The organism is Streptomyces humicola (assembly GCF_024436035.1).
In the GTDB taxonomy this organism is placed as follows: Bacteria; Actinomycetota; Actinomycetes; order Streptomycetales; family Streptomycetaceae; genus Streptantibioticus_B; species Streptantibioticus_B humicola.
Genome location: NZ_JANFNG010000014.1, coordinates 39,524 through 58,024, shown reverse-complemented (window position 1 = coordinate 58,024; position 18,501 = coordinate 39,524). Strand labels below are relative to the sequence as shown.

The 18,501-nt window shown below is 70.3% G+C and carries 17 protein-coding genes; 8 read left to right on the top strand and 9 right to left on the bottom strand.

All coding sequences use genetic code 11. The features are described 5' to 3' along the window. Positions 1–77 precede the first annotated feature (77 nt). Positions 78–953, top strand: coding sequence for a YihY/virulence factor BrkB family protein (locus NGB36_RS18640; protein ID WP_255921455.1), 876 nt, complete (start codon positions 78–80; stop codon positions 951–953). Here the strand turns inward: NGB36_RS18640 and NGB36_RS18635 are convergent. After that, entirely contained in the window at positions 943–2,241 is a 1,299-nt protein-coding gene (locus NGB36_RS18635; protein WP_255921454.1) for a D-alanyl-D-alanine carboxypeptidase family protein, read from the bottom strand. The genes NGB36_RS18640 and NGB36_RS18635 overlap by 11 nt on opposite strands. 432 nt (positions 2,242–2,673) lie before the next feature. On the opposite strand from NGB36_RS18635, the gene NGB36_RS18630 reads away from it, so the two are divergent. From NGB36_RS18630 to NGB36_RS18620, 3 genes are all read left to right on the top strand, one after another. After that, positions 2,674–3,855 carry an acyltransferase family protein gene (locus tag NGB36_RS18630; RefSeq protein ID WP_255921453.1) on the top strand — a complete coding sequence of 394 codons (1,182 nt, stop codon included), beginning with the start codon at positions 2,674–2,676 and terminating at the stop codon, positions 3,853–3,855. A gap of 127 nt (positions 3,856–3,982) precedes the next feature. Then, positions 3,983–4,732 carry a GDSL-type esterase/lipase family protein gene (locus NGB36_RS18625; protein WP_255921452.1) on the top strand — a complete coding sequence of 250 codons (750 nt, stop codon included), beginning with the start codon at positions 3,983–3,985 and terminating at the stop codon, positions 4,730–4,732. Between the two features lie 47 nt (positions 4,733–4,779). Further along, positions 4,780–5,016, top strand: a complete 237-nt coding sequence (locus NGB36_RS18620; RefSeq protein ID WP_255921451.1) for an SCO4848 family membrane protein — start codon at positions 4,780–4,782, stop codon at positions 5,014–5,016. A gap of 97 nt (positions 5,017–5,113) precedes the next feature. Here NGB36_RS18620 and NGB36_RS18615 read toward each other — a convergent pair whose 3' ends face one another. The 5 genes from NGB36_RS18615 to NGB36_RS18595 all read right to left on the bottom strand — a co-directional run bounded on the left by NGB36_RS18615 (position 5,114) and on the right by NGB36_RS18595 (position 9,299). Next, entirely contained in the window at positions 5,114–5,890 is a 777-nt protein-coding gene (locus NGB36_RS18615; protein WP_255921450.1) for a succinate dehydrogenase iron-sulfur subunit, read from the bottom strand. Continuing rightward, positions 5,890–7,644, bottom strand: coding sequence for a succinate dehydrogenase flavoprotein subunit (gene sdhA / locus NGB36_RS18610; protein WP_255921449.1), 1,755 nt, complete (start codon positions 7,642–7,644; stop codon positions 5,890–5,892). The genes NGB36_RS18615 and sdhA overlap by 1 nt, the downstream gene beginning before the upstream one ends. A gap of 19 nt (positions 7,645–7,663) precedes the next feature. Continuing rightward, entirely contained in the window at positions 7,664–8,155 is a 492-nt protein-coding gene (locus tag NGB36_RS18605) for a succinate dehydrogenase hydrophobic membrane anchor subunit (RefSeq protein ID WP_255921448.1), read from the bottom strand. A gap of 10 nt (positions 8,156–8,165) precedes the next feature. After that, positions 8,166–8,546: a succinate dehydrogenase, cytochrome b556 subunit gene (gene sdhC / locus NGB36_RS18600; protein WP_255921447.1), complete on the bottom strand. Its 381-nt coding sequence runs from the start codon at positions 8,544–8,546 to the stop codon at positions 8,166–8,168. A 174-nt stretch (positions 8,547–8,720) separates the two neighbouring features. Further along, the gene (locus NGB36_RS18595; protein WP_372509475.1) at positions 8,721–9,299 is read right to left on the bottom strand and encodes a 2-oxo-4-hydroxy-4-carboxy-5-ureidoimidazoline decarboxylase; all 579 of its coding nucleotides are present in this window, start codon (positions 9,297–9,299) and stop codon (positions 8,721–8,723) included. Between the two features lie 609 nt (positions 9,300–9,908). Here NGB36_RS18595 and NGB36_RS18590 point away from each other — a divergent pair. From NGB36_RS18590 to NGB36_RS18580, 3 genes are all read left to right on the top strand, one after another. Continuing rightward, positions 9,909–10,541 carry an RNA polymerase sigma factor gene (locus tag NGB36_RS18590; RefSeq protein WP_255921547.1) on the top strand — a complete coding sequence of 211 codons (633 nt, stop codon included), beginning with the start codon at positions 9,909–9,911 and terminating at the stop codon, positions 10,539–10,541. Further along, the gene (locus NGB36_RS18585; protein ID WP_255921446.1) at positions 10,538–11,539 is read left to right on the top strand and encodes a hypothetical protein; all 1,002 of its coding nucleotides are present in this window, start codon (positions 10,538–10,540) and stop codon (positions 11,537–11,539) included. The genes NGB36_RS18590 and NGB36_RS18585 overlap by 4 nt, the downstream gene beginning before the upstream one ends. A 285-nt stretch (positions 11,540–11,824) precedes the next feature. Then, the gene (locus NGB36_RS18580; protein ID WP_255921445.1) at positions 11,825–13,405 is read left to right on the top strand and encodes an acyl-CoA mutase large subunit family protein; all 1,581 of its coding nucleotides are present in this window, start codon (positions 11,825–11,827) and stop codon (positions 13,403–13,405) included. 62 nt (positions 13,406–13,467) lie between these two features. Here NGB36_RS18580 and NGB36_RS18575 read toward each other — a convergent pair whose 3' ends face one another. Genes NGB36_RS18575 through NGB36_RS18565 form a run of 3 tightly spaced genes read right to left on the bottom strand, consistent with a single transcriptional unit; the run spans position 13,468 to position 16,930 of the window. After that, entirely contained in the window at positions 13,468–14,571 is a 1,104-nt protein-coding gene (locus NGB36_RS18575) for an acyltransferase family protein (RefSeq protein WP_255921444.1), read from the bottom strand. Beyond that, positions 14,568–15,914 carry a polysialyltransferase family glycosyltransferase gene (locus NGB36_RS18570; protein ID WP_255921443.1) on the bottom strand — a complete coding sequence of 449 codons (1,347 nt, stop codon included), beginning with the start codon at positions 15,912–15,914 and terminating at the stop codon, positions 14,568–14,570. Before NGB36_RS18570 ends, NGB36_RS18575 begins: the two co-directional genes overlap by 4 nt. After that, positions 15,914–16,930, bottom strand: a complete 1,017-nt coding sequence (locus NGB36_RS18565) for a glycosyltransferase family 2 protein (protein WP_255921442.1) — start codon at positions 16,928–16,930, stop codon at positions 15,914–15,916. Before NGB36_RS18565 ends, NGB36_RS18570 begins: the two co-directional genes overlap by 1 nt. Positions 16,931–17,106: 176 nt before the next feature. On the opposite strand from NGB36_RS18565, the gene NGB36_RS18560 reads away from it, so the two are divergent. Further along, positions 17,107–18,432, top strand: a complete 1,326-nt coding sequence (locus NGB36_RS18560; RefSeq protein ID WP_255921441.1) for a DUF6716 putative glycosyltransferase — start codon at positions 17,107–17,109, stop codon at positions 18,430–18,432. Positions 18,433–18,501 lie beyond the last annotated feature (69 nt).

The window sequence follows — 18,501 nt, the reverse complement described above, 5'->3', positions numbered from 1 at the left end:
TGCGGGTCGGCGTGGCGCACGGCGTGTCGTTCCGCCACCCGGAGGGTACGGGCGTGGACCTGAGGCAGGCTCGTCCTATGGACTGGCTGACCCGGCTTCCCTGGATCGGGCCGTGGATCGCACGGCTGATGCGCACTCACGCCTGGCGCGCTGTCGAACTCCTGCAGCGGGTCCGGTGGTCTCGCCTCGCGGCGGCGGTCACCTTCACCAGCTTTCTCGCGCTCTTCCCGCTCATCACGCTCGGCGCCGCCATCGGCGCGGCCTTCCTGACGCCACGTCAATTGGGCCATCTCGAGCAGACGGTCGCCAAGCAGCTTCCGGGCGTGGCCTCCCAGGTCGACATCGGCTCGCTCGCGGCGAACGCGGGCACCGTCGGCGCCATCGCGGCAGCGCTGCTGTTCTTTACCGGCATGGGCTGGGTCGGATCCCTGCGAGGCGCTCTGCGGGCCGTGTGGGAGCAGGAGGACGTCGAGGAGAACCCGCTGGTGCGCAAGGTCGCCGACGGCGTGGCGCTGCTCGGTCTGGGCATCGTGGGACTCGCCTCGTTCGCAGCGTCGGCGCTGGCCACCACCGCGGTCGGATGGGGCGCGGGCAGGCTCGGCCTGGCCGGCAGCGCGAGCGGCACGGTGCTGTTGACGGTGCTCGGTTACGTCATCGCCGTCGCCGTCGACTTCCTGCTCCTCGCCTACCTGTTGACCTTGCTGCCCGGAGTCCACCCCGGGCGCCGCACGGTCGTCGTGGCCGCCCTGATGGGTGCGGTCGGCGTCGAGGTGCTGAAGGTCGCGATGAGCGGCTATCTCAGGGGCGTTGCGGGCAAGAGCATGTACGGCGCGTTCGGCACCCCGGTCGCCTTGCTGTTGTGGATCAACTTCATGGCCAAGCTGCTGCTGTTCTGCGCGGCCTGGACGGCCACGCAGAACACCGAGCGGCGGAGCACGCCGACTACTGGCTAGGCCCTCGCCTCCGCAGCCTCGCCCACAGGTCTGCAAGCCGCTCCGGCATCTCGTCCGGGAGCCGTTCCTGCACCGCCGCCGGCCAATGCTTGCGGACCGCGAGCACTCCGGCGGCGAGCACCGCGAGCAGCACCGCACCGATCCCTGCCGTCATGGCCAGGGTGTTCGACCCGGAGCTGCCCACGTGCACGGAGGCGGACGACGAGCCATTGGTGTCCGTCTTGTTGTCCGCACCGGCTGCGAGGGAGGCCTGCACCTCGGAGTTCTTCGGCGGGACCAACTCGCCGACCGGCTGGACCTTGCCGTCCGCCGCGAACCCCCAGTCGAGCAGCGACGCGGCCTCCTTGTAGACCTCGTCGGAGCCGACGGTCGGGTGCATGACGGTGACCAGCAGCTTCTTGCCGTCGCGCTCGGCATAACCGGTGTACGTGTTGCCCGCGTTCGTGGTGTAACCGTTCTTCACGCCCATGATGCCGGGATACGTCTGCATACCGTACGCGCCGCTGAGCAGGCGGTCGGTGTTCTGGATCGCGAAGCTGTCGCGGTCCTTGGTGCCCTTCTTGTAGTCCCCGGGGAAGCGGGCGCTCGCCGTCGAGCAGTAAGAGCGGAAGTCCGCGTTCTGCAGCCCCGCGCGGGCGAAGAGCGTGAGGTCGTACGCCGACGAGACCTGACCGGGCATGTCGTAGCCGTCGGGCGAGACCACGTGCGTGTCGTACGCCTGCAGATCGTTGGCGCGCTGCTGCATCTCGGCGACGGTCTTGTCCACGCCACCGTTCATCGTGGCGAGCACGTGCACCGCGTCGTTGCCCGACCGCAGGAAGACGCCGCGCCACAAGTCCGCGACGCTGTAAGGGAGGTTGGGCTTGATGCCCACCATGCTGCTGCCGTCCCCTATCCCGGCGAGGTCCGAGGGCTGGACCGTATGCACCTCGTCCTTGGAGAACTTGGGGATGACGGTGTCGGCGAAGAGCATCTTCAACGTGCTCGCAGGCGCGAGACGCCAGTGCGGGTTGTGCGACGCGAGCACCTGGCCGGTGTCCGCGTCCGAGACGATCCACGAGCGCGCGGTGGTCCGCGGCGGCGCGGGGACGCCGGGCACGAGGTGCACCTGGGTGCCGGGCCTGCCCAGCAGGTCACCGCCGGTCGTCGACATGTGGTCGGGCGGGGCGGGCTCACTGGTTTCGGCGAACGCGATCGGGGCAGCAGCCGAAAGCAGTGTGCCGCCGGCCAGGGTGGCAGCACACAACGTCAACACGGGACGGCGCAGGGCCGGGTGAATCGAGGGCACTCAGCGAAAGTACAGGGAGATAGCCGATAAGAGGACATAAGCAAGCTGACCCAATGGAGTGAGGTGGCCCACTATCGACGGGCGGAACCGTTCACCCCATGGAGACCGTCTGTTGTCGAGTGGGCCTCGGACTGACACCATGAGGCACAGCCGTCACTCAGGTACCTCTGCCTGGATCGGGCAAGGGGTGGGCTAGACGTGACGGTAACAGACAGCGACCAGATTTGTGACGCTAGGTAACGGTATGCGCTTGTTGGCCCCCTCAAGGCCACGCGTTCTGGCGAGCTGTGTCTGGAGCCTTCCCCCCACGGCCCGGGCAACCCTGGCGGCCCCTGTGGCAGCCCCGGCGGGACCGCTCGCGAACTCCCCCCACGAAGACATTCGACAGGTTTCCTCCATGATTTTTGCTGGCTCGGAACGGCAGGTGTGGCAGTGACCGCGGTAGTGACAGGGCCGCGTGCCGCCAACCGGACCCAACAGCGGCCCCAGCAGGCCGCGAAGTCGAACCTGCCGTCCCTCACCGGGATGCGGTGGATGGCCGCGCTGCTCGTCTTCGGCCTCCACGTCCACAACTTCGGCTACTTCGCGGGCCGGGGACAGACCTTCGTGTCCTGGGGTTTCGACGCGGGCGACACGGGCGTGTCGTTCTTCTTCGTCCTCTCGGGCTTCGTGCTGATGTGGTCGGCGCGCCCGAACGACAAGGCCACCGGCTTCTGGCGGCGGCGCTTCGCCCGCATCTACCCGGTGCACTTCGTCACCGTGATCCTCGCCCTCCTCATGGCGTACACGATGGCGCCGGCGATGAAGCCCACCGGCGAGGAGGCGGCGGCCAATCTGCTGCTGGTGCACTCCTGGGTCCACGCCTGGTGGCAGACGCTGGACCCGGTCAGCTGGTCGCTCGCCTGCGAGGCCTTCTTCTACGCGCTCTTCCCCGCGCTCGCCTGGGCGCTGCGGAAGCTGCCCGCCCGCGCACTCACGGCGGTCACCGCGGCGTGCGTCCTCACCGTCCTCGCGCTGCCGTGGGTGAACACGCACTTCAACCTGGGCTGGGACATCTACGCCTACCCGCTCGCCCGCGTGCCCGAGTTCATCCTCGGCGCCGCCGCCGCCCGGCTCGTGCTTCTCGGCCGCTGGCGCGGGCCGCGGCTCGAAGCGTCCCTGGCGGTGACGATCATCGGCTACTTCCTCGCGCCGAAGCTCGGCGACGGCCCCGAACATGTCGCGGGGACCATCGTCGGCTTCGCACTGCTCATACCGGCCGCCGCGTGCGCTGATCTGAAGGGCGAGCCCTCCATGTGGCGGCACCGGATCCTGGTGCGCCTGGGTGAACTCTCCTTCGCCTTCTACATGATTCACCTGCTTGTACTCCACGCAGGCGAGCACCTGTTCGCCTCCTCGCCGCACCTTCCGGCGATCGAGGCGCTCGCCGCGGCGGGTGTGGCCTTCGCCATCTCCCTGGCCCTGGCGTGGGTACTTTATGAGGGCGTGGAACGCCCCGGCAGGCGCCTTCTGCTCCGCAGCCGGCGGCGCCGTCGCCCAGTGGCCGCAGCCGCGGCCACGGCCGAGTCCACGACCGCGGCTGCGACCGCAGGTGCCGGCGCCGGGGAGGCGTGAGGTGGGGCAGCGACATCGTCCTCCCCTCGCCACCAGGGGGCACCTCCCGCCGAAGGCAGAGGGAGGGGGAAGGCACCCCCGGACGCGGCGGGCAAGTCTGGCCAGGGCGGGCGTGCGGGCGAGCGCCATGGGCGCGGCGGTCGTTGCCCTCGCGCTGCCCCTGACCAGCAGCGGTGCGGCGAAGCCCGCCCGCACGGCGTCGACCGCGCACCAGCCGGGCCGCTGCCCCGCTGTCCGGGCGCCCCGCCACGCACCCCCGGACGGGAGCGGGGTCACCGTGGTGGTGGGCGCGTCGATCGCCGAGGGCTACCACACCACCGGAGGCGAGCGCACTGCCTGGCCGCACCTGCTCGGCGAACGGCTGCGGCACGAGGACGCGCCCGGGACGATCGTCAACGACAGCGTCAACGCCGCCCGCCTGCTGGCCGACACCACCGGCCACCCGTGCACCAGCGCCCTGCACCGGGAGGACCAGGCGCTCGCTGTACCGGGCGTGCGAACCCTCGTGCTCACCGACCTGATCAACGACATCCAGCAGACCCCGCACGTCCACGACCCCCGGACGATCACCGACGGTCTGAAGGCATTCGTGGCGAGGGCCCACGCGCGGGGCGTCCGCGTCGTCGCGGGCACGATCTCCCCGTACGGCGGATTCGTCAGTTACGAGCCGGCAGGCGAACGCACCCGGCGCGCGGTGAACGACTTCATCCGCCACAGCGGCCTCTTCGACGGCGTGATCGACTTCGACGCCATCGTCGCAGACCCGGGCAATCCCTCCCGTATGCGCCCCGCCTACGACTCGGGCGACCACCTCCACCCCAACGACGCGGGCCAGCGCGCCATAACGCAGGGCATCCCCCTCGACGTGCTGCAATAGGCCCCCCGCGTCGGGCACACGGGTGCGCCCGACGCATACTGGGCGCTATGAAGCTCAGCCGCCGTGTCTCCTGGTTCCTTGTCGCCTTCGGCGTCTGGAGCTGGTGGATCTGGATCACCTTCGCCAAGAACCTGTGGGCCGACGGGAGCGGCCTGGCCTTCCACGACGGCCACCCGACGGCGTACTTCTGGGTCCACCTGCTCCTTGCGATCACCTCCTTCATCCTGGGCACGGTGATCGGGATCATCGGCCTGCGGGGCCTGCGCGCGCTGCGCGCGGAGTGATTCGACGGCGAAGGCGGGTGTCTTTGCCGCACGTACGACGAAGGCCCCGCCGGACGGAGCGCGTCCGGCGGGGCCCACTTACGTGATGCGCGGATCGTCAGATTCGGCGCGTGATCAGGGCGCGCTTGACCTCCTGGATGGCCTTGGTGACCTCGATGCCGCGGGGGCAGGCGTCCGTGCAGTTGAACGTCGTGCGGCAACGCCACACGCCCTCACGGTCGTTGAGGATCTCCAGGCGCTGCTCGCCGCCCTCGTCGCGCGAGTCGAAGATGAAGCGGTGCGCGTTGACGATCGCGGCCGGGCCGAAGTACTGGCCGTCGTTCCAGAAGACCGGGCAGGACGACGTACACGCCGCGCACAGGATGCACTTGGTGGTGTCGTCGAAGCGCTCGCGGTCCTCCGCGGACTGCAGGCGCTCGCGGGTCGGCGCGTTGCCCTTGGTGATCAGGAAGGGCATGACGTCGCGGTACGCCTGGAAGAACGGCTCCATGTCGACCACGAGGTCCTTCAGGACCGCAAGTCCCTTGATGGGCTCGACCGTGATCGGCTTCTCCGGGTTGATGTCCTTCAGCAGCGTCTTGCAGGCCAGCCGGTTGCGCCCGTTGATCCGCATCGCGTCGGAGCCGCAGATGCCGTGCGCGCAGGAGCGGCGGAAGGTCAGCGTGCCGTCGAGCTCCCACTTGACCTTGTGGAGGGCGTCCAGGACGCGCTCCTTCGGGTCCATCTGCAGCTCGTAGTCCACCCATGACGCCTCGGCCGCGACCTCCGGGTTGAAGCGCCGGACCCGCAGGGTGATGGTGATCAGGTGCGAGGCGGTGCTCTCCGCCGTGTCCAGCGCTGCGGAGTGGGGGTTGTCCACCGTTGCGGTGCTCATCAGTACTTACGCTCCATCGGCTGGTAGCGGGTCTGCACGACCGGCTTGTAGTCGAGGCGGATCGACTCGGTGCCGTCCTCGCCGACCTCCCGGTACGTCATGGTGTGGCGCATGAAGTTGACGTCGTCGCGGTTCGGGTAGTCCTCGCGGTAGTGGCCGCCGCGCGACTCCTTGCGGGCGAGCGCGGAGACCGCGAGCACTTCGGCGAGGTCGAGCAGGTTGCCCAGCTCGATGGCCTCGAGCAGGTCGGTGTTGAACCGCTTGCCCTTGTCCTGGACGCTCACGTTCTTGTAGCGCTGCTTCAGCTCGGCGATGTCCTCGACGGCCTGCTTCAGCGTCTGCTCGGTGCGGAACACCATGGCGTTCATGTCCATGGTCTCCTGCAGCGCCTTGCGGATCTCGGCGACCCGCTCGGTGCCCGTCGAGTCGCGCAGCGACTCGACCTGGCCGGCCACCAGCGCGGCCGGGTCCTCGGGCAGCTCGACGAAGTCGTTCCGCGACGCGTACTCGGCGGCCGCGATGCCCGCGCGCCGGCCGAAGACGTTGATGTCGAGGAGCGAATTGGTGCCCAGGCGGTTGGCGCCGTGCACCGACACGCACGCGACCTCGCCCGCCGCGTACAGGCCCGGCACGGTGTCGATGTTGTTGGAGAGCACCTCGCCCTGGACGTTGGTCGGGATGCCGCCCATCGCGTAGTGCGCGGTCGGCTGGATCGGGATCGGGTCGGTGTACGGCTCGATGCCCAGGTACGTGCGCGCGAACTCGGTGATGTCCGGCAGCTTGGCGTCCAGCTGCTCCGGCGGCAGGTGGGTGAGGTCGAGGTAGACGTGGTCGCCCTCGGGGCCGCAGCCGCGGCCCTCGCGGATCTCGGTGTAGATCGCGCGGGAGACGACGTCACGCGAGGCGAGGTCCTTCATGACGGGCGCGTACTTCTCCATGAAGCGTTCGCCGTCCTTGTTGCGAAGGATGCCGCCCTCGCCGCGGGCGCCCTCGGTGAGCAGGATGCCCATGCGCCAGATGCCGGTCGGGTGGAACTGGAAGAACTCCATGTCCTCCAGCGGCAGCCCGCGCCGGTAGGCGACCGCCTGGCCGTCACCGGTGAGGGTGTGGGCGTTCGAGGTCACCTTGAAGAACTTGCCGGTGCCGCCGGAGGCGAAGACGACGGCCTTCGCCTGGAAGACGTGGATCTCGCCGGTGGCCAGCTCGTACGCGACGACGCCCGCGGTGCGCCGCACCCCGTCGACGTCGTTGAGCAGCAGGTCGAGGACGTAGAACTCGTTGAAGAACTCCACACCCTCCTTGACGCAGTTCTGGTACAGCGTCTGGAGGATCATGTGACCGGTGCGGTCGGCCGCGTAGCAGGCGCGGCGCACCGCCGCCTCGCCGTGATTGCGGGTGTGGCCGCCGAAGCGGCGCTGGTCGATCCGGCCCTGCGGCGTCCGGTTGAACGGCAGGCCCATCTTCTCCAGGTCGAGGACGGCGTCGATGGCCTCCTTCGCCAGGATCTCGGCGGCGTCCTGGTCGACCAGGTAGTCACCGCCCTTGATGGTGTCGAAGGTGTGCCACTCCCAGTTGTCGTCCTCGACGTTGGCGAGGGCCGCGGCCATGCCGCCCTGGGCGGCGCCGGTGTGGGAGCGGGTCGGGTAGAGCTTGGTCAGCACGGCGGTACGGCTGCGCTTGGTCGACTCGATGGCCGCGCGCATGCCGGCGCCGCCGGCGCCGACGATGACGGTGTCGTACTTGTGGATCTGCATGGTCGCGTCAGCCCCGGGTCTACTGGATGTTCGGGTCGAAGGTGAAGATCACCAGCGTGCCGAGGAAGACGGTGAACACCGTGGCGGTGTAGAGCAGCGTCTTCAACCAGAAGCGGGTGGTGTCACGCTCGGCGTAGTCGTTGATGACCGTACGCAGGCCGTTGGCGCCGTGCAGCATGGCGAGCCACAGCATGCCCAGGTCCCACAGCTGCCAGAACGGCGAGGCCCAGCGGCCGGCGACGAAGGCGAAGCCGATCTTGCTCACGCCGCCGTCGAGGACGAGCTGGATGATCAGGTGGCCCAGCACCAGCACCACGAGGACGATGCCGGACAGGCGCATGAACAGCCAGGCCCACATCTCGAAGTTGGTGCGGCTCACCTTCTTGGGGCTGCGCGAGGTGCGGGCCCGCGGCGGCTCGATCACCGGTGCGGGGTTGTCCGGGCTGTAGGTTCCCGCGCTGGTGGAGGTGAGCTCCACAGCGTCGGAGGGGGTCGAGGTCTCGGCAGACATAATCGGTTCCTCAGCTCCCGAACACAGTGCGCAGGGTGTGCTGCAGGACGGGGTAGAAGGCCCCGGCCATCAGCACGATCCAGATGCCGACCACGGACCACAGCATCTGCCGCTGGTACTTCGGGCCCTTGGACCAGAAGTCGACGGCGATGACGCGAAGGCCGTTGAGCGCGTGGAAGAGGATGGCGGCGACGAGGCCGTACTCCAACAGGTTGACGACGGGGTTCTTGTAGGTCGCCACGACGTTGTCGTAATCCTGCGGGGAGACGCGCACGAGCGCGGTGTCGAGGACGTGGACGAACAGGAAGAAGAAGATGAGGACGCCGGTGACTCGGTGAGCCACCCAGGACCACATGCCTTCCCGGCCGCGGTACAGCGTTCCAGCCGGCACGGAAAAACCCTCCGGTTACGGGACTAGGGACCTGCCGGCTTCACTGTCGGTCGGGCCCGGCCGGGGACGGTCACCGGCCCCGGCCATGGTAGCGACGCGCTGTCGGCTCCCGCTCCCGGGGTAGGCCAGGTGTGATCGATCTAGCACGAGCGGCTCAACGAACGGGCGCGGGGTTCAGGGCCGGGCGGAGCGCACCAGGCGGACGAGCCGGGCGCGGGCGATCCCGCGCAGCTCCTCGGCGGCGACCGCGCGCTCCTCGTCGGGCTCGTTGCCGAGCCGGGCGCGGATGCCGGTGAGCACCTGGTCGAGGTGCTCACCAGGATGCTCGGGGTCGAGGCAGATCACGAAGACGTGGCCGAAACGCGCCTCGTACGCGGCGTGGGCGGCGTGCAGCGCGGTGCGGGCGGCGGAGCCCACAAGCGTGGTGGGCGGAAGGTGTGGGAGGGCGGTCTCGTTGGCGAGCGCTTCGGCGAGATCGGCGGGGCGCATGTCGTACGCGGCCTCGTCGGCGGCGGCGAGCAGTGCGCCGAGGTCCGGGTACGGGCGGTGGGCGGCGAGCCTGCGCGCCCAGCGGAGGCTGCCGTAGCAGGTGAGCAGCGCGGCTTCGGCGGTTTTGGGGGGAATGGAGTTGAGATGGCTCAGGCCGTCACGGATGTACGGAATATCCGGTTGAGTGTCCGTTGGGTTCAGTGGCTCTGGTCTGCCGTCCCGAGTGGGGGCGTGGGTCCCGCTGCCACGGCTTTGCGCGGGCAGCGGAAGCGACGGTCTCGGCCGGGACGCCGCCGTCGGCGACGAGGCGGCCGGAAGCTTTCTGGCCAGCTTCGGACTCCTGGGGTGATGCCGCGAGGCGGAACAGGGCGGCGGGACGCGGAACGCAGGGCGGGAACGGGCGGGGGAAACGCAGGGCGGGAACGGGCGGGGGAAACGCAGGGCGGGAACGGGTGGGAGAAGCGCAGGGTGGGAACGGGCGGGGGAAGCGCAGGACGGGAACGGGTGGGAGAAGCGCAGCGAGATGGGGACGCCCTGACAACGTACTGACCCATGGACGCCGTTGACCGACAGATGCGCGAATTTCACCCGTACGGGCAATGTCTCGGCCCCTACGTGGACGGAAGCGCAGACGCGCGGGCACGAGCGGAGTAGACAGTGTCCTTGTCGGTTTCCTTGGCGTGACAAGGACGCCCGCGCGGACGTGAGAGACGGCCGGAGTCGCCTCCCCCCACAGGAGCTTCCCCGGCCGCCGTCTCGCAGCGCGCGCCGTTCTGCACGCCGCTTACTCAACACAGCGTCCGGTGGGCGGAAAGTGTCACACCAGCCCGGCTGCGGGGCTGGGACTCGGCTCGGGGGGACGGATCGGGCATGATGAGGCACGTGCTGCGGCGGGACGGAGATGGCGACGACGCGCAGGTGACGGCTGCCATAGCCGCTGCGCAGCGAGGCGATGAGGCCTCCTTTCGCACCGTCTACCGCAGCGTCCACCCCCGGTTGCTCGCGTATGTGCGCACGCTCGTGGGCGACGCCGACGCCGAGGATGTCGCCTCGGAGGCATGGCTGCAGATCACCCGTGACCTGGCACGATTCAGCGGGGACGCGGACCGCTTCCGCGGGTGGACGGCGACGATCGCACGCAACCGCGCGCTGGACCACGTGCGGCGGCTCGGCCGCAGGCCCGCCATCGGCGGCGACGAGACCGTGCTCTACGGGATGGCCGACCACCGCGCCGACACCGCCGGTGAGGCGCTGGAGGCGCTGGCCACCGAGCGGGCGATGGAGCTGATATCCCGGCTGCCGGTGGACCAGGCGGAGGCGGTGATGCTGCGTGCCGTCGTGGGGCTCGACGCGAAGAGCGCGGCGGAGGTGCTCGGCAAGCGTCCCGGCGCCGTGCGCACGGCCGCGCACCGGGGTTTGCGACGGCTCGCGGAACTGCTGGAGGCGTCCTCGGCGTCCGACGGTGTGACGTTTGCGGGCGCGCCGACGCAGAAGGACGTGAGATGAGCGGAAGCCGCCAAGACTGGCTGGACGACCACACCGCCGAGCGTCTGCTGCGCGGTGAGCCGGTCGACCCCGGTCGCGCCCGCGCGAGCGAGCCACTGGCGGCACTGCTGGCGGCAGCCGCCGCGGGCGGCCGGCCGGATCCGGCCGGTGAGGAGGCGGTGCTGGCCGCCTACCGCGCGGCGCTTGAGTCGGATACGGCGGTGGCGGTCACTGCTGCGCCTGTCGGCCCCCCTTGTGATTCCGTTGGCCGCCACCGGGGCCGGATGGACCGGCTGCGCGGCCTGCCCGGCTCGGCGAAGGTCGCGGTGGCGGCGGCGTTCGCCACGACCGCGCTGGTCGGCGGGGTTGCGGCGGCCGCCGGCACAGGCGTGATCCCGTCCCCATTCACCAGCACGGGCGGGGATCCCGCGACCGTTCCGTCGAGCGGGGCGTCGCATCCTTCGACGGACTCCACGACTCCGCAACGTGATCCTGAGGTCACCCCGTCGCCGTCGCCCACCCCGTCGTCCACCCCCCCTGCGTCGCCGTCGACGACGGCCGGTCCGTCCGGCACCGCCGGTACCGGGGCGGGAGGCGCTCCTACGCCGACGCACACCACGCCGGGCCATGACAAGGGCGGCCGGGGCCAGGACCCCGCCGACCCCAAGGGCCCGGTCAAGCACCACCGCGTCGACGTGTCGGGCCTGACGGACCAGCTGACGGACTCTGTCCCCGAGACGGTCTCGCACGTGGCGGACACCCCTGTGAAGGCCACGAAGGCCCCGAAAGCCCCGCGGACCCCGAAAGCCCCGCAGATTACGACGACCGCGCAGATCACGAAGACCGCGCAGATCACGAAGACCGCGCAGCCGACGCAGGCCGCGCACCCACGGGACGCCCAGCCCAAGCAGACCGGACAGGCCAGGCACGCCAAGCGCCCCAAGCACGCCAAGCCCTCCACCGGGCTGGCCCCGCTCCTGCGCTCGGGCGGCCGGGCAGGCAGCGGCGGAGGGCTGTAACACTTTTCAGCCGCCTGGCGCAGATGCTTATGGGTCGACTGGTCATCGACCCGCGGACGTGCCGGTTCCCCCGTTACTGGCCGAAGTCCGCGCCTGACGCGGGCGGGGTGTTTTTCCCCCCGCCCCGCCCGCGTCGACAGGCTCGTCCACCCGTCTTCTTCTTGTGCTCCCTACCCTGTGAGCAAGGTCCCAGCCTCAAGGCCTCCACGGCTCGCACGGTCGCCGCTACAGTCCGTGGCGAGGGCAGGGATTACCAGCCGGTAAGCCAGACGGAGGGTTGTGACGATGGGGCGCGAGTCAGAGTCGGGTCTGCCGATCGAGCCGGTGTACGGGCCCGATGACCTGGCGGGCTGGGATCCTGCGGTCAAGCTGGGCGAGCCGGGTGCATACCCGTTCACCCGCGGTGTGTACCCGACGATGTACACCGGCAAGCCGTGGACGATGCGCCAGTACGCCGGTTTCGGCACGGCGGCCGAGTCCAACGCCCGCTACAAGGAGCTGATCGCGCACGGCACGATGGGCCTGTCGGTCGCCTTCGACCTGCCCACCCAGATGGGCCACGACTCCGATGCGCCGATCGCGCACGGCGAGGTCGGCAAGGTGGGTGTCGCGATCGACTCCGTCGACGACATGCGGGTGCTCTTCGGCGGGATCCCGCTGGACAAGGTGTCGACGTCGATGACGATCAACGCCCCTGCGGCCCTGCTGCTCCTGCTCTACCAGCTCGTCGCCGAGGAACAGGGCGTCCCGGCCGACAAGCTCACCGGCACCATCCAGAACGACGTGCTCAAGGAGTACATCGCCCGCGGGACTTACATCTTCCCGCCCAAGCCGTCGCTGCGCCTGATCGCCGACATCTTCAAGTACTGCAAGGCCGAGATCCCGAAGTGGAACACCATCTCGATCTCCGGCTACCACATGGCCGAGGCCGGTGCCTCTCCCGCACAGGAGATCGCCTTCACCCTTGCCGATGGCATCGAGTACGTACGCACCGCGATCGCGGCCGGCATGGACGTCGACGACTTCGCGCCGCGCCTGTCGTTCTTCTTCGTCTCCCGCACCACGATCCTCGAGGAGGTCGCCAAGTTCCGCGCAGCGCGCAGGATCTGGGCGCGCGTGATGCGCGAGGAGTTCGGTGCGAGGAACCCCAAGTCGCAGATGCTGCGCTTCCACACCCAGACCGCCGGCGTCCAGCTGACCGCGCAGCAGCCGGAGGTGAACCTGGTGCGCGTCGCCGTCCAGGGGCTCGCCGCCGTGCTCGGCGGCACGCAGTCGCTGCACACCAACTCCTTCGACGAGGCGATCGCCCTGCCGACGGAGAAGTCGGCACGGCTTGCGCTGCGCACCCAGCAGGTGCTGGCCTACGAGACGGACGTGACGGCGACCGTCGACCCGTTCGCCGGCTCCTACGTCATCGAGAAGATGACCGACGAGGTGGAGGCCGCGGCCGTCGAACTGATTGCCAAGGTCGAGGAGTTCGGCGGCGCGGTCAATGCGATCGAGCACGGCTTCCAGAAGAGCGAGATCGAGCGCAACGCCTACCGCATCGCCCAGGAGACGGACTCCGGCGAGCGCGTCGTGGTCGGCGTCAACCGCTTCAAGCTCGACGAGGAGGAGCCGTACGAGCCCCTGCGCGTCGACCCGGCGATCGAGGCCCAGCAGGCCGAACGCCTGGCGAAGCTGCGCGCCGAGCGCGACCAGTCGGCAGTGGACGCGGCGCTGGCCGCGCTCAAGGAAGCTGCCGAGGGCACGAACAACGTCCTCTACCCGATGAAGGAGGCCCTGCGCGCCCGCGCAACGGTCGGCGAGGTCTGCAACACGCTCCGCGAGGTGTGGGGGGCCTACGTCCCCACGGACGCGTTCTGAGGGTGAGCGGCGGACGGTATACGTGCGGCAGCGCGAGCACACCCTTGCCGCACTCGACTGCTTCAGCCGGTCAGTGCTCGCCTGACGCGTGACGCGAGCGGGCGTTCGACGAAGCGGTGGAGGAGCCAGGCGAGGACCAGCATTGCCGCCGGGGTCACCACGAGGACGGCCGCGGCCGGGAGGCGGAGGTCATGGTGGAGGGCGGGGATGGCGACCCAGCCCAGGTGTTCGTGGACGAGGTAGAAGGGGTACGTCAAGGCGCCGGCCGTGGTCAGCCAGGGCCAGGGGGTCCGGGCGGCCGGGGTGAGGGTGACGACGGCGACGGCGACGAACGCGAGCGTCACCAGCGCGATCACGGTGAGCTGCGTGCGGTGGTGGAACGCCGCGACGTGCGCCGGGGCCACCAGCTCCTTCACCGCGTAGTGCTGGCCGAGCAGCCAGCCGACGGCGACGACCGACCAGGCGCTCGCGTCGTGCCCGTAACGGTGGACGAGATACAGGCCGATGCCTCCGACGAAGAACGGCGCATAGTCGGGCATCAGCACCTGCTGGAGCAGCGCGTTGTGCGCCGCGTCGGCGAAGAGCGCGCCAGCCGTCCACAGCACGCAGAAGAGCAGCACCCTGCGCCTCGTCGCGCCGCGCCACAGGACGCACAGTGCGAACAGGAGGTAGAAGCGCGCCTCCGCCCACAGCGTCCAGTCCACTCCGAGGACGCGCGGCGCGCCCACCGGCATCTGAAGCATCGTGAGGTTGGTGAGCAGATCGCTGGGCGAGACGGGGTGGAAGCGCACCCACGGAAGCGCGAACACCGCTGTGATCAGCAGCACCGCCGCCCAGTAGGCGGGAAAGAGGCGGGCGGCGCGCGAGGCGGCGAAGGCCCGCACCGTGCGGCCCCAGCCGCTCATGCAGATCACGAACCCGCTGATGACGAAGAAGAGCTGAACGCCCAGGCAGCCGTACGAGAATGGGCCGGAGAGCGCGGGGAACAACGTGTGCGGCGAGGTGCCCCAGGCGCGGGTGATGTCGCCGCCGCGTCCCGCGTAGTGGTAGGCGCACACCCCGAGCGCGGCGATCAGCCGTAGGCCGTCGAGGGCGCGCAGCCGCGCGGGCGCGGGCGGCGGCGTCGCGGATCTGGGGGCGGGGATGGCCGCCTCGACGGCGGTCATGTGCCTGTGCCTCCCTTGGGGCGGAGCCTGAGCAGTCGGAACGTGCGCCGCGCGACCCTGCGGACGAGCGGACTGCGCGGCAGGAAGGCGAGCCCGGAGGGGATGCCGCCGGGCAGCGCGAGTGCCACGAGGCGGCGGCGGCCGAAGTAGCGGCGGGTACGGCGGTCGCGGTGGCGGGCGAGATAGCGGACGGTCTCGACGCGCAGCTTCGGATACGCCTTCGCCTGCATGCAGAAGCCCACCGCCCGCAGCAGCGCGGTCAGTTCGGGCACGGTGAGCGGCTCGGCCGCGTCCTCCCGTGGATCGAGGGCCGGGAGCAGCGCCTCGGCGATGGTGACCGGCACCCGGTTGCTGTTCTGGTACGGGGTCAGCCGCCGCAGCAGCAGATCGGTGCCGGTACGGGCGACCGGAATCCCGTACAGCGCCGAAGCGGTGAACAGCGCGGTGGAGAAGCAGCCGACGACCAGCGCGGGCCGCAGCTGCTGGAAGAGCACCTCGGCGAGGACCGGCTCGTCGAAGACCGTCAGCTCGACGCCGAGATCCGCGGCCTCCTTCTCCAGCCGCCGCGACCAGCGCGCCGGCGCACTCGGGTGCGGCTTGAAAACGATGGTGCGGTGGCCGCGCGCCGCCGCGCCGCGCAGCATGCGCACATGCAGCCGCTCCTCCTCGTCGGCGGTGAGGATGCCGAGCACCGCCAGATACTGGCCGAGCAGCACCGCCGGGCCCTCCCCGGCGGGCTCGCCCAACGGTGTGGCCTTCGCCAGCTCCTCCAGCACGTCGACGAAGGCGGCCGTCGGCACCACCTGCGGTTCGACCCCGTACTCGGAGAGCAGCAACGGCCGCAGTCCGGGGACGAGATCGGGGTGGAGCAGCCGCCGGATGCGGGTGGTGACCAGCGGCTCCAGCTTGTTGCGCGTCGGGCCGTAGCTCATCAGCCCGTCCGCGTAGACGTCGACCGTCGCGGACGGGAAGAGCTGGACGAGCGCGAGGGCCGGCTCCACGTGGACGGACTCGACGGCCAGCTCGATCTCGTCGTCGCCGAGCCCCCACAGCAGCCGCAGATACCGCTCCCACATGGGCTCGTCGTCCGGGCGCGGCGCCCAACCGCTGGGATGGAACGGAGAGATCGCCTCGTTCCAGGAGAGCACGCCGTCGAAGCGGTCGCGCAGCGCGGCGAAGCCATGCGTGGCATCGAGCGGCGGGGTGGTCTCGGGGACGGCTGCATTGTTGGAGACCAGCAGCAGTCGGCGGTCGGCTGGGCCGAAGCAGCCGGCGTCGAGCGCGGCGGCCACGGTTGCCGCGCCGTAGAGGGTCGAGGCGAGGACGATCTGGGTGCGCGGCATCAGGCGGCGACCTCTTCCCCGGCAACAGCGCCGGCAACGACAGCTGCCTGCTCCCTGCTGAGACGCAGCAGACGTCGCAGCCGCAGCGAGCGGTCGAAGTTCATCGAGTCCAGTGCCTCAGCGAGCAGGTCCTGCGGCATCCGCTTCAGCGCGGCCGCACTCATCGACCGCAGCCGGCGCGCGATCGGCGGCTCGAACCGCTCGATCGTATTGAGATGATGGGCGATGATCGCGCAGTACGTGCGAACCGCCTTCGGCATCAGCTGATCGGCCTGCGGATCGTTTGCCGTCTCCGCGAGCACTTGATCGAACGAGCGGATGAAGTCGAGCTGGCGCACATCTCCGATCTGGGTGAGCGAGGTCGCAACCCCGCGCCGGTAGAAGACACCGAACATCCCCAGGACGGCGAACGACTCGGCCTCGCGGTGCAACCGCCAGATCCAGGGACGGTCCTCGGCGGTGCGCAGCCCGTCCCGGAAGTGCAGCAGCCCCGCATCCTTCAGCCGGCGGTGGTACATCCCGGCCCAGGCGTAGGGGTAGTCGACGGACGTCGAGCGGTCGGCGGGCAGGATCGCATCGCGCGGAACGAGCACCTCACCGCGCCTGCCGTGCGGTACGCGGCGGATCGTGCGCTCGCTGCCGGTGGCCTGCACATGGTCGGTGCGGACGAAGTCGCAGCCCAGCTTCTCGATGGCGGCGAGCAGGCCGGCCAGATAGCCGGGGCCGATCCAGTCGTCGCCGTCGAGGAAGGCGAGGTACTCGCCCTCGGCCGCGTCGAGGCCGGAGTTGCGGGCGGTCGCGAGCCCGCCGTTGCGTTCGTGCCGTACGAGACGGGCGCCGGGCACCCCGCCGCGCGCCGCCGCCTGCTGCAGTATGTCCGGTGTGCCATCGGTCGAACAGTCGTCGACCAGAACGAATTCAAAATCCGGGCGTGCATTCGACGCAAGGCTTCTCAGCATGTCGGGGGCGAATGCCTGCACGTTGTAGAACGGCACGATGACGGAGAGCTTGACCACCCGCGGAACGTTATGCGGGCCGCGGACGTTTGGGATGGCAGGACGCGTACCGGCGGGTGAACGCCGCATGGCGGGTGCGTGACGCATTCGCGCCACCCCATCCGTCGGCACGCTGTTAACTATTTGTTGCCGCATCGTTGGGCCGCCGCTCCGATTCGATTCCTACGGTCTGCGGCGTGCCAACAAGTGCCACACCGGTAAGTCGCATTACCGTTCTCGCCGATTCGGACACACGGTGGAAATGGGGTGCGCTCACGGGCCGCAGGATCGCTGCCGACGCGCGCCTCGACGCCCGTCTGCTGCGCGGCCGCGCCACCCCAACCCCCCGCCAGCTGGCCGAACTCGGCATCGCCGCCGACTCGCTGCGCGAGATCACGGCGGAGGAGTTCCTGCGCGAGGCCGACCGCGGGACGTGCGACGTGGTGATCCTCGCGTGCGTGGGCGGCACCGTCCAGGCGATGCTGCACGGGCTCGCCCGCGCCTGGCGCGGCCTCGAACGCAGGCCCGTGGTCGTCACCGGGTACGTCGGCGTGGTCTACGAGAAGCTCGCCGACGGGTTGCTGCTGCGGCACGGCGCGGACGTCGTCCTCGCCAACAGCCGCCACGACGCGCAGCGTTTCCGTCACACCTACGCCGGTGTGGGCGCCGACCCGTCGAGCGTCGTGGAAAGCGCGCTGCCGTTCCTCGACGGCGCGCCCTACGAACCGTACGACCCGGCGTGCGGACGACCGTTCACCGTGACCTTCGCTGCCCAGCCGTCGGTCCCGGACAGCCGCGCCGACCGCACCTACCTACTGGAGCGCGCCGCCCTGCACGCCGAACGCCACAGCGATCGGCAGGTGCTGGTCAAGCTGCGCAGCAAGCTCGGAGAACACACCACGCACATCGAGGAGTTCCCGTACACCCGGCTGGCGCGGCGGCGGCCCGGCGGTCTGCCGCCGAACCTGAGCCTGGTCTACGGCCACATGGGCGAGGTGCTCGACCGCACCGACCTGCTCGTCACCGTCAGCTCCACGGCCGCGATCGAAGCGATGCACCGCTCGATACCCACCGCCGTCCTCACCGACCTCGGCGTCCGCGAACCGCTCGGCAACCACCACTTCCTCGGCTCCGGCTGCCTCGCCTCGTGGGACATGCTCGACGAGGGGACGCTGCCGCGCGCCGACGCCGACTGGCTGCGCGACCACGGAGTGGCAGTTCCCGATCCGTTCCGCGCGACACGGGAACGTGTCACCGAACTGGCGTCAGCGGACCGGCTCCCGCCGCTGACGCCGTACTACACGCCGCGCACCGCCACCGGCTACCTCCCCGGAATCCTGGGCCGCCACCACCTCGACGCCAAGGGCGAACCGGCCGGCCCGGGCTCCGGCCCGCACCGGGTGCGGGAGCCGGGCCGGGCGGAGCGCGCCGCGCGCGCCGCGCTGCGCGATACGGCCCGCGCGGCCTACCGCCACGGCGTGCAACGGATCGCGCCGGTCATCAGACGGATGGGGGACCTGTGAGCGACGCGTGCGAGGCCGCCGGGCTGCGGGCGGCGACGATGCCCGCTCCTTTCGCCGAGCGGGCGGAGA

Excerpts from the sequence above, each read along its gene's own strand:
- NGB36_RS18640 (WP_255921455.1), top strand. The coding sequence starts at position 78 with ATGGACTGGCTGACCCGGCTTCCCTGGATCGGGCCGTGGATCGCACGG.
- NGB36_RS18625 (WP_255921452.1), top strand. The coding sequence starts at position 3,983 with ATGGGCGCGGCGGTCGTTGCCCTCGCGCTGCCCCTGACCAGCAGCGGT.
- NGB36_RS18620 (WP_255921451.1), top strand. The coding sequence starts at position 4,780 with ATGAAGCTCAGCCGCCGTGTCTCCTGGTTCCTTGTCGCCTTCGGCGTC.
- NGB36_RS18615 (WP_255921450.1), bottom strand. The coding sequence starts at position 5,890 with ATGAGCACCGCAACGGTGGACAACCCCCACTCCGCAGCGCTGGACACG.
- sdhA (WP_255921449.1), bottom strand. The coding sequence starts at position 7,644 with ATGCAGATCCACAAGTACGACACCGTCATCGTCGGCGCCGGCGGCGCC.
- NGB36_RS18605 (WP_255921448.1), bottom strand. The coding sequence starts at position 8,155 with ATGTCTGCCGAGACCTCGACCCCCTCCGACGCTGTGGAGCTCACCTCC.
- NGB36_RS18590 (WP_255921547.1), top strand. The coding sequence starts at position 9,909 with ATGAGGCACGTGCTGCGGCGGGACGGAGATGGCGACGACGCGCAGGTG.
- NGB36_RS18585 (WP_255921446.1), top strand. The coding sequence starts at position 10,538 with ATGAGCGGAAGCCGCCAAGACTGGCTGGACGACCACACCGCCGAGCGT.
- NGB36_RS18580 (WP_255921445.1), top strand. The coding sequence starts at position 11,825 with ATGGGGCGCGAGTCAGAGTCGGGTCTGCCGATCGAGCCGGTGTACGGG.
- NGB36_RS18575 (WP_255921444.1), bottom strand. The coding sequence starts at position 14,571 with ATGACCGCCGTCGAGGCGGCCATCCCCGCCCCCAGATCCGCGACGCCG.
- NGB36_RS18570 (WP_255921443.1), bottom strand. The coding sequence starts at position 15,914 with ATGCCGCGCACCCAGATCGTCCTCGCCTCGACCCTCTACGGCGCGGCA.